Source organism: Antarcticibacterium flavum (assembly GCF_006159205.1).
GTDB lineage: Bacteria > Bacteroidota > Bacteroidia > Flavobacteriales > Flavobacteriaceae > Gillisia > Gillisia flava.
Map to the genome: position 1 here is coordinate 2,727,776 of NZ_CP040812.1, position 16,832 is coordinate 2,744,607.

General features: G+C 41.4%; 13 protein-coding genes. 7 read left to right on the forward strand and 6 right to left on the reverse strand.

The features are described from left to right. Positions 1 to 16: 16 nt before the first annotated feature. Positions 17 to 1,156 carry a glycosyltransferase family 2 protein gene (locus FHG64_RS11765; protein ID WP_139066585.1) on the reverse strand — a complete coding sequence of 380 codons (1,140 nt, stop codon included), beginning with the start codon at positions 1,154 to 1,156 and terminating at the stop codon, positions 17 to 19. 112 nt (positions 1,157 to 1,268) lie between these two features. Here FHG64_RS11765 and ruvC point away from each other — a divergent pair, with 112 nt between their 5' ends. The 4 genes from ruvC (at position 1,269) to FHG64_RS11785 (ending at position 5,407) form a co-directional block, all read left to right on the forward strand. Next, the gene (ruvC, locus tag FHG64_RS11770) at positions 1,269 to 1,904 is read left to right on the forward strand and encodes a crossover junction endodeoxyribonuclease RuvC (RefSeq protein ID WP_246054086.1); all 636 of its coding nucleotides are present in this window, start codon (positions 1,269 to 1,271) and stop codon (positions 1,902 to 1,904) included. Then, positions 1,879 to 3,072: a radical SAM family heme chaperone HemW gene (gene hemW, locus FHG64_RS11775; protein WP_139066586.1), complete on the forward strand. Its 1,194-nt coding sequence runs from the start codon at positions 1,879 to 1,881 to the stop codon at positions 3,070 to 3,072. The genes ruvC and hemW overlap by 26 nt, the downstream gene beginning before the upstream one ends. 559 nt (positions 3,073 to 3,631) lie before the next feature. After that, positions 3,632 to 4,378, forward strand: coding sequence for a cyclase family protein (locus tag FHG64_RS11780; protein WP_139066587.1), 747 nt, complete (start codon positions 3,632 to 3,634; stop codon positions 4,376 to 4,378). Between the two features lie 663 nt (positions 4,379 to 5,041). Next, entirely contained in the window at positions 5,042 to 5,407 is a 366-nt protein-coding gene (locus tag FHG64_RS11785) for a DUF4260 domain-containing protein (protein WP_139066588.1), read from the forward strand. Positions 5,408 to 6,121: 714 nt separating this feature from the next. On the opposite strand, the gene FHG64_RS11790 is transcribed toward FHG64_RS11785, so the two are convergent. From FHG64_RS11790 to rplM, 5 genes are all read right to left on the reverse strand, one after another. After that, a complete protein-coding gene (locus tag FHG64_RS11790; protein WP_139066584.1) occupies positions 6,122 to 7,438 on the reverse strand; it encodes an IS110 family RNA-guided transposase in 1,317 nt (438 codons plus the stop codon). A gap of 596 nt (positions 7,439 to 8,034) precedes the next feature. Further along, the gene (gene tsf, locus FHG64_RS11795) at positions 8,035 to 8,859 is read right to left on the reverse strand and encodes a translation elongation factor Ts (RefSeq protein WP_139066589.1); all 825 of its coding nucleotides are present in this window, start codon (positions 8,857 to 8,859) and stop codon (positions 8,035 to 8,037) included. 91 nt (positions 8,860 to 8,950) lie between these two features. Then, a complete protein-coding gene (rpsB, locus tag FHG64_RS11800; RefSeq protein ID WP_139066590.1) occupies positions 8,951 to 9,856 on the reverse strand; it encodes a 30S ribosomal protein S2 in 906 nt (301 codons plus the stop codon). 181 nt (positions 9,857 to 10,037) lie between these two features. Next, positions 10,038 to 10,424 carry a 30S ribosomal protein S9 gene (gene rpsI, locus FHG64_RS11805; RefSeq protein ID WP_139066591.1) on the reverse strand — a complete coding sequence of 129 codons (387 nt, stop codon included), beginning with the start codon at positions 10,422 to 10,424 and terminating at the stop codon, positions 10,038 to 10,040. Continuing rightward, positions 10,424 to 10,879 carry a 50S ribosomal protein L13 gene (rplM, locus tag FHG64_RS11810; RefSeq protein WP_139066592.1) on the reverse strand — a complete coding sequence of 152 codons (456 nt, stop codon included), beginning with the start codon at positions 10,877 to 10,879 and terminating at the stop codon, positions 10,424 to 10,426. Before rplM ends, rpsI begins: the two co-directional genes overlap by 1 nt. A gap of 372 nt (positions 10,880 to 11,251) precedes the next feature. Here rplM and FHG64_RS11815 point away from each other — a divergent pair, with 372 nt between their 5' ends. The 3 genes from FHG64_RS11815 to FHG64_RS11825 all read left to right on the forward strand — a co-directional run bounded on the left by FHG64_RS11815 (position 11,252) and on the right by FHG64_RS11825 (position 16,797). Then, positions 11,252 to 11,827 carry a lipocalin family protein gene (locus tag FHG64_RS11815; RefSeq protein ID WP_168191352.1) on the forward strand — a complete coding sequence of 192 codons (576 nt, stop codon included), beginning with the start codon at positions 11,252 to 11,254 and terminating at the stop codon, positions 11,825 to 11,827. A 308-nt stretch (positions 11,828 to 12,135) separates the two neighbouring features. Next, positions 12,136 to 15,213: a SusC/RagA family TonB-linked outer membrane protein gene (locus FHG64_RS11820; protein WP_139066594.1), complete on the forward strand. Its 3,078-nt coding sequence runs from the start codon at positions 12,136 to 12,138 to the stop codon at positions 15,211 to 15,213. A gap of 12 nt (positions 15,214 to 15,225) precedes the next feature. Further along, positions 15,226 to 16,797 carry a RagB/SusD family nutrient uptake outer membrane protein gene (locus tag FHG64_RS11825; RefSeq protein ID WP_246054087.1) on the forward strand — a complete coding sequence of 524 codons (1,572 nt, stop codon included), beginning with the start codon at positions 15,226 to 15,228 and terminating at the stop codon, positions 16,795 to 16,797. Positions 16,798 to 16,832 lie beyond the last annotated feature (35 nt).

The following is a 16,832-nucleotide window of genomic DNA, read 5'->3' on the forward strand; positions in this document are numbered from 1 at the left end:
TTTGGGGGCTAGGGGCCTATTTGTTAAATTTTCTCCCCTTCCACTCAAACCCTCTAAACAGTGACAACACCGCCACATAGGTTGAAAAAAAAGGATACACTATGCTGCTCCAAAAATAATTTCGCAACACCTCCTGCCGGTCAAAGAATTTAGCCGACTGGTATATGAGCAAGAAATCCAGGTTGAATTTGAAAAGGAAAACGATGAGCAGCGGCTGATAAGGGATTATGCTGAAGAGCGCGAGGAAAGCGCCAATGATGAGCAGAAGGTTCATAAGAAGCACTGTAATACCCAGGAGCTTCGCGAAACTGCTCTTGTAGGCCGATGTTTTCGCTGCCCAGCGAATACGTTGGGAAATAAGAGCGTAAAAATCGGGCTGGGGTTTGGTAAGAATTATGGCTTCTTTGGCTTTTAAGAATTCTAATTGGAGCCCGGCTGCCGCGAATTTCTGCAGGAGGAAAACATCGTCACCGCTGGAGATATGATCATTTCCCTCAAAACCTCCTACCTCATAAAAAGCTTGTTTGGAATAACAAAGATTGGCGCCGTTGCACATAAAGGGCTGATCGAGTCCGAAGCCGCCTGCACCGGCTGCCTGCAGGCTCAGGAAATCCATCTCCTGGAAATGCCGGAAATATTTCCTTCCGGTTTTTTCCCGTACAGGAAAAAAAGCCACGGGTCCTGCGACCAGTTGTGCGCTAGTTTCGGCTATTTTTTCGTTATAAGCCTGTAGCCAGGTTTCGGGTACGATACAGTCGGCATCTGTGGTAAGGAGATATTCAAATTGGGCGTTTTTGAGAGCGGTTAAAATCGCATCTTTTTTTGGGGAGGAGGTGATCCGCTCATTTTCGAGCAGGTGGATATTTAGATCGGGATTTGCATCCTTGTATTGTGAACATATCTCCCGGGAAGCATCTTCAGAAGCATCGTTGACCAACAGGATCTCGAAATGTGAAGCAGGATACTTCAGCAGGGAAAGAGAGTTCAAAAGGTCCGGCAGATTTTCAGCTTCATTGCGGTAAGGAACTACGATGGAAAATCGAATTTCGGGAGGCTTTCCGCTTAAAACATATTCAGGAATTTTTCTCCACCCAAAAATTAAAGTGCCGGTGAGAAAGACGTAGGCCAGGCTTACAATTATGAGGAGGATTATCATTTTTCAAAAGTTTGTAAAGCATTCCCGGCTGCGCAGAAATGCTTAGCTTTGTAATGTAAGGGCCAAGTTACCAATTTTTTCAGCAGGTCCCGTAAAACCTACAGTTAAGCCATTGAACAAGGAAAGGATCATTTTAGGAATAGACCCGGGGACCACGATTATGGGCTTTGGGCTTATCAAGGTGGAAAATAAAAAAATGCATTTCCTGCAGCTTAACGAGTTGCAGCTTAGCAAATACAGCGATCCTTATATTAAGCTGAAACTTATTTTTGAACGCACCATTGAACTCATTGACACTTATAATCCCGATGAGATCGCGATCGAGGCCCCTTTCTTCGGAAAGAATGTGCAGTCCATGCTCAAACTGGGACGCGCCCAGGGAGTAGCCATGGCCGCCGGACTTTCACGCCAGATCCCCATCACAGAATACCTTCCGAAGAAAATAAAAATGGCCATTACCGGCAACGGAAATGCCAGCAAGGAACAGGTGGCGAAGATGCTTCAAAGTCTTTTAAATCTTAAAACCCTTCCGAAGAACCTGGATTCCACGGATGGGCTCGCGGCTGCGGTTTGCCATTTTTACAATTCGGGAAGGGTGGAAGTGGGAAAAAGCTATTCCGGCTGGGATTCCTTTGTGAAACAGAATCAAGATAAAATAAGCCCCCTAACCCCAAAGGGGGAAAGCCCCCTAGCCCCCAACGGGGGAACTAAAAAAATAATAAATGAAAGATCAATCTCAACATCCTAACCAACTCCTCCCCTTTGGGGAGGCGGGGAGGGGAGCTGGGGCTTTGTACATCCACATCCCATTTTGCAAGCAGGCCTGTCATTACTGTGATTTTCATTTTTCGACTTCGATGAAGAAGAAGGACGAGTTGGTAGCGATGTTGTGCAGGGAGATCGTGCTGCGGAAGGGGGAACTGCCGGCCGGGGAGTTGCAGACTATCTATTTTGGAGGAGGAACCCCTTCACTACTTTCTTCGGAAGAACTGAAACTGATATTCGACACCATCTATGAGCATTTCACTGTTGCCGAAGATGCCGAAATAACCCTCGAAGCCAATCCAGATGATCTCTCACGCGAAAAGGTGGAGGTGCTGAAAGCTGCGGGCATCAACAGGTTAAGCATTGGGGTGCAGTCTTTTTTTGAAGAGGACCTGCGCATGATGAACAGGGCCCACAATGAGGTGGAGGCGCTGGAATGCCTTCAAATGGCAAAGGAATATTTTGACAATATTTCCCTCGACCTTATTTACGGCATCCCGGGAATGAGCGAAGAGCGGTGGAAGGAGAATATCAGTATTGCACTGCAGCTGGAACTTCCGCATTTTTCCTGTTATGCGCTTACGGTAGAGCCGAATACCGCGCTTAAGAAATTTATTGAAAAAGGAGTTATAAAGCCTGTGGATGATGATGCCGCCAGTGCCCATTTTGAGATTTTGGTGAGGACTTTAAAGGAAGCCGGGTATGTGCATTATGAATTCTCAAATTTCGGGAAGCCCGGTTATTTTTCAAAAAACAATACGGCATACTGGACAGGAAAACCTTACCTGGGAATAGGCCCCTCTGCACATTCCTTTGATGGGAAAAAACGAAAGTGGAATGTGAGTAATAATTCGCTTTACATAAAGGCAATACAAAAGGAGGAGCTGCCTTATGAGGAGGAGGAATTAAGCACAACCGACAGATATAATGAACACGTCATGACCCGCTTACGCACCATGTGGGGAATTTCCCTTGAAGAGGTGGAAAAGGAATTTGGAAGCAGCTATAAGGAGTATTTACTGGAGCAGGCGAAGCCTTTGCTGCAGGATAATATGTTGGAGTTGACCCACAACAGGCTGCACGTCACGGCAAAAGGAAAATTTCTGAGCGACGGTATAGCGGCGGAGTTGTTTTTGGTAAATTTGGAGTAAGGAAAAATTTTTTTTATCAATAGGAGGGCCTTTTACCTGCCGTCACCCTGAGACCCTGATAAATTTTATGATAGTGGGGATATTATATTATGGGAGGATCGTCAAAAAAAGTTAGTTTTTTGTTTGGAAGTCTTTTCCGGCCTACGAAAGCTTATCGTAAAATTTGAAATGAGAGGGGCGTTAAGAATTTTAGGCTGTTTGAGCGAAACGAATTAAACTCGCTAAAATTAATATTCCCGCGAGTTCCTAAAATTTAGCCACCGAATGAAAAATTTAGAGAAGCTTTCGTAAGCCTAGACTTTTTTGGTTCTTTTTCTTGCAACCGACGACCAGAGGGAGAGGATTGCAGCAAAAAAGAACAAACGGTCCTATGAAATGGAATTAGACTCGCCACCAATATTTGAAAATATAATTAGCTTATTAGATGCGTTAAGGAAATTTAGTTTCGGGTTGTAATGGTTTAGAACGATGTAACTGGTTAATCGGTTGGTATACAAGAGTATGGTAGATGCTAGACGAGTAGAAGCAAATAATATATAAATTTATAGCAGGAATGCTAATGAAAGCACAAATAAACCACAATAATAAAACTTATAACATCGATCTCTCGCATCCTTTCGACATTTCTATTAGTCTGCGTGGAGACAATAAAAACCCTGTTGCCTGGTACCTGGAGGCACCAAAGATACAGCCGGTACGGCAGGGAGATTTTGTCGGTAAGGTAAGTGAAGGTGCTTCTACCAATTTCAATAATATTCAGTTTAATCCGCACGCCCATGGGACCCATACGGAGTGTGTAGGGCATATCACCCGGGAATTCCACAGCATCAATGAAGTTTTAAAAACATTTTTCTTTACGGCAAAACTGATTTCCATAGAGCCGATAAAAAAAGGAGAAGACCAGGTGATCACGGAAGAGCAGGTGAGGAGCAAGATCCAAAAAGGGGAGGTAGAGGCCGTGGTCATTAGAACCCTTCCAAACTACATCGAAAAACGCTCCCGGCATTATTCCCATACCAACTGGCCGTATCTGGAAGAGTCGGCAGCAAGATATCTGCGGGTATGCGGAGTGAAACACTTGCTCATCGACCTGCCTTCTATAGACCGTGAAAAAGATGAAGGAAAGCTGCTAGCGCATAAGGCCTTTTGGGATCACCCCAAAAATACAAGGATGGATGCTACCATTACGGAAATGATCTACGTGCCCAATAAGGTTGAGGATGGGGATTATATTTTGGATTTGCAGGTTGCTTCTTTTGAGAATGATGCTGCGCCTTCGAGGCCGGTGTTGTATAAGCTGGAATAGAGCAGCAGCTTCGCATCGCGCGGTCCTTCCGATGCCCTTCCGCTGCGCGAAGTCTTTAGATTTTGAGCTAAACCAAACGTTTAAAAACCTCGATCTTTCCCAACGTCTCCTGCCGTTGAAACGAATTATGAAATACCACGAAACCCGCAGGTTCTAACCAAATTGGAATAAGAAGTCTGGAGACTTCGAGGAGCTTTCTGGGTTTTTGGTATTTGAAGGAGGCGCGAGGTCATGAGACCTCACGCAGCGGAAGGAGAATAAGTTAGACACGCAACCTCCCCGTCCGCGAAGCGGCCACCCCTCCTTGAAAAAAGCAGGGGAGCTTTTGATTTTACTGAAAATGAAATTTTGAGTTCATTATATGAATTTAACCAAAAACGACAGCACCTTCCCTTTTTTCAAGGGAAGGTGGATTGAGCGGACAAAATTTTCTTTTTCAGCAGGATCATTCTACCGCTCAAGACGGAAGGGTTCCTTGGTTCGTATAATTAAAATATTCAGGATAATCTTAAAAGGTAGTTTGTATCTCTTATGTGGGAACTGACGGATTCTTTTATAAGGGAAGGGTAGCGCGAGGTCGGGAGACCTCACGCAGCGTTGTCAATTTATTTGTAACAAATTCCTGAAAGATGGATCTAATAATAAATATTAATCTTTTCGATAATGAGCAAGATCTTAAAGCTGGAGGAACTGGCCATGTTCCTGGTAGGTATTTTTGCCTTTAGCTTTTTGCCGCTTGAATGGTGGTGGTTCCCGTTGCTCCTTTTTGTACCTGATATCGGGATGCTTGGTTATTTGTATGGAAATAAAACCGGTGCAATGATCTATAATCTTTGGCATCATAAAGGGCTGGCTATCTTACTTTCGGTATCCGGATTTTATCTGAACGATCTTTATCTTCAGGTAGCCGGTATTATATTGTTTTCGCATGCCTCTCTTGACAGGTTGCTAGGGTATGGATTGAAGTATGACAGTGGGTTTAAGTTTACCCATTTGGGTGAGATTGGAAAGAAGAAGGTGGTTTCCTGATTAAACCGGTCCCGAAGCTGGTACAGGTTACGAGTTTAATTTTTCTCCGCCAGAACCCTTCCGTCTTGATTGGCTGGGGAGTTTAAGGTGCGACAACAAATGTTTAAGCCAATCAAGCCACCTTCCCTTGAAAAAAGGGATGGAGCTTTTAATTCTATTATACGTAGGATTAATACTGCGAAGGCGCTTGAGGAAAGAAGCATTTTATAAACCTCTACCGTCAGTTCGAGACCCCGATAAAATATTTTATTAGCGTGAGGTAATGACGTAGGAGAATTATCACTTCGAGTCAGCTTTTTGTTAGAAGGTCTTTTCCGGCCTACGAAAGTTTGTCGTAAAATTTGAAATGAGAGGGGCGTTAAGAATTTTAGGCTGTCTGAGCGAAACGGATTAAACTCGCGAGAATGGATTTACCCGCGAGTTCCTAAAATTTAGCCACCGAATGATAAATTTAGATAAGCTTTCGTAAGCCTAGACTTTTTTGGTTCTTTTTTGGGCGATGCAAAAAAGAACAAACGGTCCTATGAAATGCAGATAACCTCGCCTGGATGATGTAAGAAAAATAGAATACGTCAATGGTAGTGTTTTTTCTGTAGCGATAGCGGAAGAAAAAATGTATCGAGAACCCTCGGATAGTTCAGTACTCCGAAGAGTTCTCGATACAAATTTCTTCTCCCTACCGGTCGAAAAAATTCACTACCATTGACGTATTTTTTAACTAGCTGTATTATAGCTAATTACCATCCCAAGCTCTTTCGCCATTTTTCTTACACTTCTTTCTTTGTTGAGGTTAATTTTCTCTTCATAATCTTTTATTCCTTTTTCTATATAATCTAAACCTCTAACAAATAACTTCCAGTAAAGTTCTGCCAGTTTTCTGGCCATTGCTTTTATAGCGTGGCTCGGTCCCTTTCTGGCTCTTAGTTTTCTGCCGAAGGCACCTAGTGCAATTTTTTTGCTGTTGAGAAGGCTTGTGGCCACTTGTTTGAAGATTAATCCTGCTTTGGGCTGACCTTTTGATTTATGGTTTTTCCTCATTTTGCCGGAGTGGTGCTGTTTTGGAGCAAGGCCAAGCCAGGAAGTAAAATGTTTTTCTGTTGCCCATTTCTTCATATCTGTACCTACCTCGGCAAGGAGTTGCATCCAGGTATAATCTGTTATTCCAGGCAGAACAGTGGCATCCCTATGGTTAAATACACTTAGTAGATAGCGGTCGAGGTTTTTAATCTTGGGTTTGTGATGCCTTATAGGCTTCCTTGTTTTTTTCTTGCCGGGTTTTAGGGATGCATCACCATTCTCTCCGCTCATCTTCTTAAGAACTTCATCCAATTTTTCATCACACCGCACTATTTGTACCTGATAAAAATCATAGCAAGCAACTGCCTGCTCCAGTGCGAATAGACCTGCCTGAGTGTAGTGCCCTTTTAGAGATTTTATTACCAGTTCCCTTTTTGTTTTTAAAATGCTTTTTTCGCATAACTCCACCAGGACTTTCGGGTTTCTTTCTCCTTTGAGAATAGCTCTGATTACCCTCAATCCACTGGCTCCATGTACTTGACTTAAAACTTCTTTTAAGCGGATGTTCATCATGGTGAGGGCTTTTTGCATATGATTTATATGCATTGCCGCACTGCGAATGTGATCTTCCCGAAGGCGTTGATATTCCCGAAGTTCCTGGACAAGATCTTCTGCTACAAAACATCTGCTAAGAAGACCATGGCTATGTAACTGTTGTATCCACTGGCAATCCTTTACATCTGTTTTTCTGCCGGGAACTTGTTTAGTACTTCTCCCATCTACCAACCAGACATCGATTCCTCTGGCCTGTAGAATATCAAAGAGAATAACCCAATAAACTCCAGTGGCTTCCAAAGCAACAGTTTCGATATTATTATCGATCAAATAATCCGCTGCCATTTCCAAATCCTCAGTAAAAGTCTCGAAGCTTTTTACTTCTCTCCCTTCAAGACCTACAAAAATTTTGCGGGCTCCAATATCAATGCCCGCAGCATGGTTGTGAATTTTCTTCATAATAGAAAAAGTTTAAAAACCACATCGGAGAATTCTAAAGCAGTAAGACTACCATGCGGGCATCAATACGAAGTTGAGCACCAAAATCGCTACCATTATTTTCCGAAAACCATACTCGAACACAGGTAAAAAACACTATGTGTATATCGGCCAAATTGTGGTTTAAATTCCCTTATAAAAATACAATCCCCTACGTCAATATTCTTCGCTAGATAAAATTTTTTTTATCTCAAATCTCGAACTGACGATTACGTTTAGGAATAGAAGTGCTATTTTAATTTAACCTCTACCGTAAGTTCGAGTGTTTTTTCTGTAGCGATAGCGGAAGAAAGAATGTATCGAGAACCCTCGGATAGTTCAGTATTCCCAAGAGTTTTCGATACAAATTTCTTCTCCCTACCGGTCGAAAAAATTCACTTGAACTGACGGCTTTCGTTTCCTGGGAAAGTGGATTCCTTATTAAGCTTCTGGCAAATCTAAGATGAGGGATCAGAAAAACTGACATATTTCTATACTATCAGAGTACTCCACAAAAAAAGCCGCTTCAGCTAAGAAACGGCTTTTCATAAATTCTGAAAATCTTTCAGAAAAAATTATTATCCAAGAGCTACTCTTTCAAAAGCAACGATCTCAAGATCTTTATCTAAAGTCTTCACATAAGCAGAAACGCTCATTTTGTTATCTTTGATGTAATCCTGGTTCACAAGAGTATTGTCCTTGAAGAATCTCTTGATCTTACCTTTTGCGATATTGTCAAGCATTTCCTCAGGCTTACCTTCTTCTCTTAATTGATCTTTAGCGATCTCGATCTCCTTGTCGATCACTGTTTGGTCTACACCTTCTTCATTAAGTGCAACCGGGTTCATTGCGGCAGCCTGCATAGAAACATTCTTTGCAACTTCCTCAGCTCCGTCTGCTTTCTTGGAAAGACCTGTTAGAACGGCAATTTTATTACCCGCGTGGATGTAAGAACCTACGAAAGGAGCTTCCAAAGTACGGTAGTCACCAATCTCGATCTTTTCTCCAATAACACCTGTTTGCTCAGTCAATTTATCCTGAACAGAGATCCCTTTATAATCTGCAGCAAGTAATTCATCTTTTGAAGAAGTAGTTAGAGCAAGATCTGCAAGTTCCTCAGCCAATTGGATGAAAGAATCATTTTTTGCAACGAAGTCTGTTTCACAGTTAAGAGAGATGATCACCCCACGGGTTGAATCTTCGTTTACTCTCGCGATTGCAGCACCTTCACTAGACTCTCTGTCGGCACGGTTGGCAGCAACTTTTTGTCCTTTTTTTCTAAGGATCTCAATTGCTTTATCGTAATCACCTTCAGCTTCCACTAAAGCTTTTTTACAATCCATCATACCGGCACCGGTAGACTTTCTTAATTTATTTACTTCTGCGGCGGTTATATTTGCCATGATGTTAAATGTTTTTGGTTTGTAAAAAACAAGTCGTTTAGTTTTTTATTGAAAAAGAACTAAACGACTCATTATAATTATTCAAAATATTTTATTCTTCTTCCTGGTTGTCTTTTGAAGCTTTAGCCAAAGTCTCTTTTTTAGACTCCAACTTCACATCTTCTTTAGACTCTTCCATAGCTTTTACATCCTGAGGATCTTTAGAAGGAACTTCTACATCTTCTTTGGATTTCTTAGCTTTTGGAGCTCTTGTCTTTGTTTCTTTTCCTTCGTTAGAATCGTCTTCTTTGTCAGAATCTTTAGTATTCTTTCTTTCAGAAAGACCTTCTATAATAGAATCGGCAACATAAGAAACCACTTTGCTAATAGATTTTGATGCATCATCGTTAGATGGGATCACGTAATCTACTTCACGCGGGTCTGAGTTGGTATCTACCATCGCAAAGATTGGAATGTTTAATTTTTGTGCTTCTTTAACAGCAATGTGTTCACGGGTGATATCTACAATAAATAATGCAGCCGGAAGACGGCTCATATCTGCAATAGAACCTAAGTTTTTCTCCAACTTAGCCCTTAAACGGTCAACCTGCAAACGCTCTTTTTTAGAAAGAGTGTTGAAAGTTCCGTCTTTTTTCATCCTGTCAATAGAAGCCATTTTTTTAACGGCTTTACGAATGGTGATAAAATTTGTAAGCATCCCGCCCGGCCATCTTTCTGTGATGTAAGGCATGTTTGCTCTCTCTGCCTGCTCGGTTACGATTTCTTTTGCCTGTTTCTTGGTAGCTACGAAGAGTATTTTTCTACCACTGGCTGCGATCTTTTTAAGGGCCTCACCGGCCTCCTGCATTTTCGCAGCACTTTTATATAGGTTGATGATGTGGATCCCGTTGCGCTCCATATAGATATATGGGGCCATGTTTGGGTTCCATCTTCTTGTAAGGTGTCCAAAATGTACACCTGCATCAAGTAATTCTTTTACTTCTACTTTGTTTGCCATTTTTGTAATAGTTTACGTTCTGTTGAGATAGCAACAACCAAGTGGCTATTTTAATTAAAATACGGCCTTGATCGTTTAGATGCTAAACTAACTTCATTGTCACACTAAGCTTGTCGAAGTGTTTTCAATGAATAACAACATATAATTTTTAAATGAACTTGTGGGCAATGCCCAATAAATATTAACGCTTAGAGAACTGGAATTTCTTACGGGCTTTCTTTTGACCGAATTTCTTACGCTCTACCATTCTAGGATCTCTTGTCATTAAACCTTCCGGCTTAAGAATCGCACGATTCTCTGGATCAAGTTCTACCATAGCTCTGGAAAGTGCAAGACGAATAGCCTCTGCCTGTCCTGTAATACCACCACCGTAAACGTTTACTTTAATGTCAAAGCTCTCTTCGTTCCCGGTCATGTTAAGAGGTTGCATCACTTTAAAAAGTAATGGCCCGGTAGTAAAGTAATCTTTGAAATCTTTTTTGTTGATAGTAATGTTACCACTTCCCTGGTTAACATATACCCTTGCAACAGCCGTTTTTCTACGGCCAATTTTGTGAATAACGTCCATTACTTAAGATCGTTTAAGTTAATAGTTTTAGGCTTTTGAGCAGATTGATCGTGTTCAGATCCTGCATATACCTTTAAGTTACGGAAAATTGCTGCTCCTAATTTATTTTTAGGAAGCATTCCCTTTACCGCATTTTCAATAAGTCTCTCTGGAGCTTTACTGAATAATTCATTTGCAGTTAAACTGCGTTGACCCCCAGGATAGCCGGTGTGGCGAATGTATTCTTTAGAATCCCATTTCTTTCCTGTTAAGTTGATCTTGCTGGCGTTTGTTACAATTACATTGTCACCGCAATCAACGTGTGGGGTGAAGTTAGGCTTATACTTACCTCTAAGAAGTTTTGCAACTCCTGAAGCAAGACGACCTAAAGTCTCTCCGTCAGCATCTACGTGCACCCAATCCTTAGTCACGGTAGCCTTGTTGGCAGATACTGTTTTGTAGCTTAATGTGTCCACACTAATTAAATTTACTTGTTATTAAACATTCCATTCCCTGTGACACGAATTTAAATCGTGAAAACAGGGGTGCAAATGTACAATTATAAATTCATAATGCAAATAGCAGTTTCATTAATTTATGGAGTCTAAATGGTCTGGTTTTCAAAGCCTTTTAAAATGCTGTGAACTAGATTTAATAAAGATTAAAATTGGACCGCTCTTTTAGTCTAGAGCAAATAATTAAAATTATATATCTGGCGGGGTGTAAAACGCAAGGTAATCGACGAAAAGCGTTTTAAACTGATTAACGGCACTATAAATGTTAATTATGTCATAAAATTCCTTCAATATAAAGTATCTTTGCTGCTGCAAATGATAAAAGAGAAAACTATGGAATTCAAAATTACAAAAGCTTTACTTGCTTTGTGCATGTGTGGGATGCTGTTTTCCTGTGGTGGGGAAGACCTGGATGATACCGGCGAACCCGTTTTTAAAAGCAGTAATCTTACTGCTGATATTTCCAGCGCAGACCTTCTTGGCAAATGGGAGCTAATAGGTATGGAAGGCGACCGGGAGGTTGACTTTAATGGCGACGGGATTGGCAGCATTGATATGCTTTCTGAAACTTCCTGCTTCAATATCATGTATTATGAGTTTTTTGATAATGGAGTGGTTGAAACAGGGCAGGCAAGATTATGGTTTGACAGTAGCGGAAACTTTACATGTTTGTCTGGGGAATATGCTGCTACTTATTCAATTAGCCAGGATATCCTCAGGGTGGATTTTAATCTTAATGGCTCTCCTATGACCGAGGAGAAGCAAATTGCTTTAACCAGTGATGCGACAGGGGATTATCTTCATGTCACCCTTAGTGATCTGGAGGCTGCGGCTTATGTAAATGATCCCGGCACTACCAACGCTTCACATTTAAGCCTCATAAAAATGGTTTATAAGAAAGAATTATAAAAAAATAAAGCTTTTTCAGCATTTTCAAAAACCCAAAACTTAATCGTTTTGGGTTTTTTTGTTAACACCAGAATGAAATATTATGCTTGCACAAGAATTTTTCAGGGTAAAAAATATTAAAAAAACAAATAAATGCCTTTTTTCAGGTGAAATATTTAAAAAAATGAAATTTCCACCTGGGAAAATTTCATTTTTAATAAAAGTTAACAAATGATAAAAAATTCTTAAAAAAGTTAAATTTTCTATAACATTCTATTGATAAAAAAATTAGTTTTGAAAGTAATTAACATTAACATCAAACTAACTTTATGAAAAGAACATTACAGGTCTTTTTCCTGTTGCTGTTTATATTCCAATCGGGGTATTCGCAGGAGAGAACAATCACAGGTACGGTAACAGATGCCGCAGGTTTACCACTTCCCGGGGTAAACGTGACTGTAAGGAACACCAATAGAGGTGCCCAAACAGATTTTGACGGGAATTACACCATTAATGCAGCTCCCAATGAAGTCCTGGTCTTTACCTTCGTTGGTTTAAGCAGGGTGGAACGTGCTGTGGGAACAGCTTCTGTCATTAATGTAACAATGGAGGAAGATTCGCAGGCACTTGACGAGGTGGTTGTTGTTGGATATGGTGTTCAATCCAAGAGGGAAGTTACGGGTGCTATCTCCCAGGTAAAAGGAGAGGAAATTGCAAACCTTGTAACTCCAAGCTTCGAGGCCCAGCTGGCAGGTAGAGCTGCCGGGGTGCAGGTAACTACCCAAAGTGGTATTATTGGAGAAACGCCTCGTTTCAGGATTAGGGGTATTGCCTCTATTACTTCAGGGACCTATCCCCTTATTGTGGTGGATGGTATTCCAATTTACACAGGGGATCTTGGTGGTTATGCCAGTAACAATGCCCTGGGTGATATTAACCCAGCCGATATTGAGTCCATTGAGATACTTAAAGATGGTTCTGCTACTGCCATCTATGGTTCCAGGGCTGCAAATGGGGTGGTTTTGATCACTACAAAATCTGGTAAAGAAGGTAGAATGACAATTAACGCAAACACTACTGTTGGTTGGGCTTCTCCAATTGAAACATTTGACCTTTTACAAACGCCAGATTTCATTACTATTTCCAATGAAAAAAGGTCTAACAGGGGCCAGGAAGACTGGGCAGCAGGTTCACAGTTTAATACAGACTGGCAGGATGCGGTGCTAAAAAGCGGGGCTTTACAGCAGGATCACAACCTTTCCTTTAGTGGAGGAACTGCAAGCACTAATTATTATCTTTCTTTAGGGTATACAGACCAGGAAAGTGTTGCAAGGCCTAATGATATGACAAGATATTCCTTTAGGTCCAATATTGATCAAAAGATAAAAGACTGGTTGAGTGTAGGTGTAAATGCTGGTTTAACCAGGACAGAGTATAACGGTCTTAACACCGGTACAAACTCCCTGTCTGGTAACATCTTTAATGCTACAAGACAACATCCTAACGTGCCAATTTACAATCCCGAGCACCCAACAGGGTATAATATCGATTTTGAATTTGACAACCTGGTAGGTAGAGGCAGCAACATTGGTTTAATTGGGGATAACCTTCCTAACCTTATGTATGCAATTGAGAATAATAACTATTATTCAAAGATCAACAGGATCATATCAAATGTGTATGCAGACGTGAAGCCTATCAATTCTGTGAACTTTAGAACCCAGGTAAGTGTGGACCAGGCTAACACCACAGGTTTCCTTTACTGGAGTCCTGTTCATGGTGACGGGCAGGGTTCAAACGGTCGTGTGCAGAACAACAACACCGATCTTACCCGTTGGAACTGGCAAAATATTCTTAGCTATAATGATACATTTGCTGATGCTCACACCGTTGGTGTAACTCTAATTAGTGAATACCAAAAACAAAGAAACCAGAGTTTCTTCGCCACAGGTACAGACCTTTCCAACGAATTCTTCAACAAGAACCTTATAAGTAACTCTTACGGAGTACCCGGGTCTGGTGGTGGATTGACAGAGAATGGGTTTATTTCCTATGCAGGAAGGGTGAACTATAATTATAAGAACCGTTATTTCCTTCAGGGGACTTTACGACGTGATGGTCTTTCTTCACTTCCTGAGGCTAATAGATATGGAACTTTCCCGGGTGCATCTGCAGGATGGACAATTTCTGAAGAAGCTTTCATGAGAGATGTAACAGCTATTAATGACTTCAAAATAAGGGGTTCATATGGTAAAGTAGGGAACGTTTCTATTGGAGATTATCCTTATCTTGGTCTTTATGGTGCTGCAAAATATGGGGATGCCAACGGGATTGGATATGCCCAGTTTGGTAACGACCAGTTAAGATGGGAAACCTCTACAAAGTATGATATTGGTTTTGATCTTAGGATGTTCAATAACAGGTTTACTTTCAATGCCGATTATTTTATCAATGATACAGATGACTTGATCCTGGATCTTGAAACACCTATGTCATTGGGTATTCCTGGAAACAGCTACAGCTCAAACATTGGAGCCATAAAAAACACCGGTATTGAACTTGCTGCTGAAGGTAGGTTGATACAAGGTCCAAACTTCAACTGGACAGTAAATGCCAACATTTCGTTCATTGACAATGAGGTTGTTTCGCTTGTAGCGGGACAGGACAGGATCAATGCTAACAACTACACAATTTCAAGAGAGGGAGAGCCTATTAACTCTATCTATGGATTCAGGTATTGGGGAACAAACCCGGCAAACGGTAACCCCGTTTATTACAAAGCCGATGGTTCATTGGTACAGGGTAACATAGCTACCAGTAACTACAGGGTTTTTGATCCTGCCAACCCATCAGATGTTTCGCAGGCTTCCTCATTAAGTTCTGCAACAGACAGGGTGATATTAGGACAAACCCTTCCAAAATACTTTGGAGGTTTAAGCTCAAGTATGAACTATAAAGGATTTGACTTTGGATTCCTTTTCAGGTTTAGTGGTGGCAACAAGATCTTTAATGCAACTAGAAGGGATCTATTGAACCAAAACTTTACCAATAACAGCACAGAGATCCTTGGAAGATGGCAAAGTGAGGCAAACCCTGGTGATGGTTGGACACCAAGACTATGGGCTGCTGGTAATACCTTTGTTAACCTAACCTCAAGTGCAACTTCTCGTTTCGTTGAGGATGCAGACTTTATTAAACTTGAAAACATGACCCTTGGATATTCACTTTCCAAAGACGTGGCAGAGCGTATAGGTATGAGCAAGTTAAGAGTGTATGTGCAGGGTCAAAACCTATGGATAATCACAGACTATTCAGGATTAGATCCGGAAATGGAAATAGGTGGTGTAGATCTTAACTTAACCCCGAGATCTTCCATTGTATCATTGGGACTAAACATCGGACTATAATTTAAAAAGGATATGAAAATAAAATTAATAGAAACAAAAAGAATGAATACAATTGCTAAAGGCGTTGTGTTTGTAATGGGCCTTTCTCTCTTTACAGCGTGTACAGAGGAGAATGTTCTGGAGCTGGAACCGTTCAACCAGATCTCTGAAGATGCTGCATTCTCTACCCCAGATCTTATCGAACTTTCGGTAACAGGGATGTACCAGGCAGCACAAAGAGGAGATTATGTTGGTAACTTAAGAGGATATCCCTTTGGAGCTGCATTTGTGCAGCAAGGGGATAACCGTGGTGAGGATGTAGTGAATGTGGCCACCTTTTACCAGTTGACCTATACTGCAACTTATGATCCAACTACCGCAAATAACGTTTATTACTGGAGTGATACCTACAGGTTGATCAACCGTACAAACATGGTTATTGAAGGTGTTGAAGGTGCGGTGGCAGATGGGATCATCACCCAGGAAGTGGCAGATGATTATATTGGACAGGCAAAGTTCCTTAGAGCAATTTCTCATCTTGAATTGCTTTTTCACTTCGCCAGACCATATGACCATACTGCAGATGCCGGTCACCCCGGTATTCCTTACAGGGAGATCCCTTTTACTACAGAAGGTAATATAGAACTTGGTCTTGCGCAGGGAAGAAACACGGTTGCTGATTCTTACTCTAAAGTTATTGCCGACCTTACTGATGCCGAGAACCTTTTACAAACTAAAACAGAAAGAGGAGGAACCCTTGGGATCATTAGAGCTACTAAGGAATCTGCAATTGCATTCAAGACCAGAGCCTATCTTCACATGAACCGTTGGGATATGGTGATCCAGGAAGGTGAAAAAATCCTTGGAGATTATTCGCTTACTTCCAATCCAAATGATGTTTTTGAAAATGGATACTCAAATTCAGAGTCTGTTTTCTCAATTGAGAATACAGAGAACAACAACCCGGGTGTAAACGCAGCACTGGCTTCTCAATATAACCGCAGAGGCCTGGTAGTAATTAGCCCAATCGTATGGAGAAATGAGTACTGGCTGGCAGATGACCAAAGACGTGAAGAAGACGTTATGGTTGATACCAGGGGAGGCATAAAATATACATTAAAGTATAAGGATGATGTGAACTATACAGATCCTGCACCGGTAATGCGTTTTGCTGAAGTATTGCTGAATATGGCTGAAGCTCACGCCCGCCTTGATAATACAGATGAGGCTTTGGACCTTCTTAATGAAGTGAGAGATCGTTCCCTGGCAAATCCTGCAGCTCAAAGCTATACAGGTTTCGCCAGCCAGGATGCTTTAGTTGAAGCTATTATTGCTGAAAGAAGGATCGAATTTGTTATGGAAGGAAGACGTTGGCCAGATATCCACAGGTTGCAAAATGATGAGTTCATAAACTATGACGGGATTCCTGCAAAAGTAGCCAACGGTGCACCACCGGCAGAGGCTTACGAATTAGGAACTCCATACTCTGGCCCTTATGGAGTTGAGCCAATTCCTTATGATGATTACAGGTTCTTATGGCCTATCCCGCAACAGGAAGTGAATAACAACCCTACCCTGGCCGGGCAACAAAATCCAGGATGGTAAAATCCTATTTAAATTAAAAGTTGAATTAGCCATGA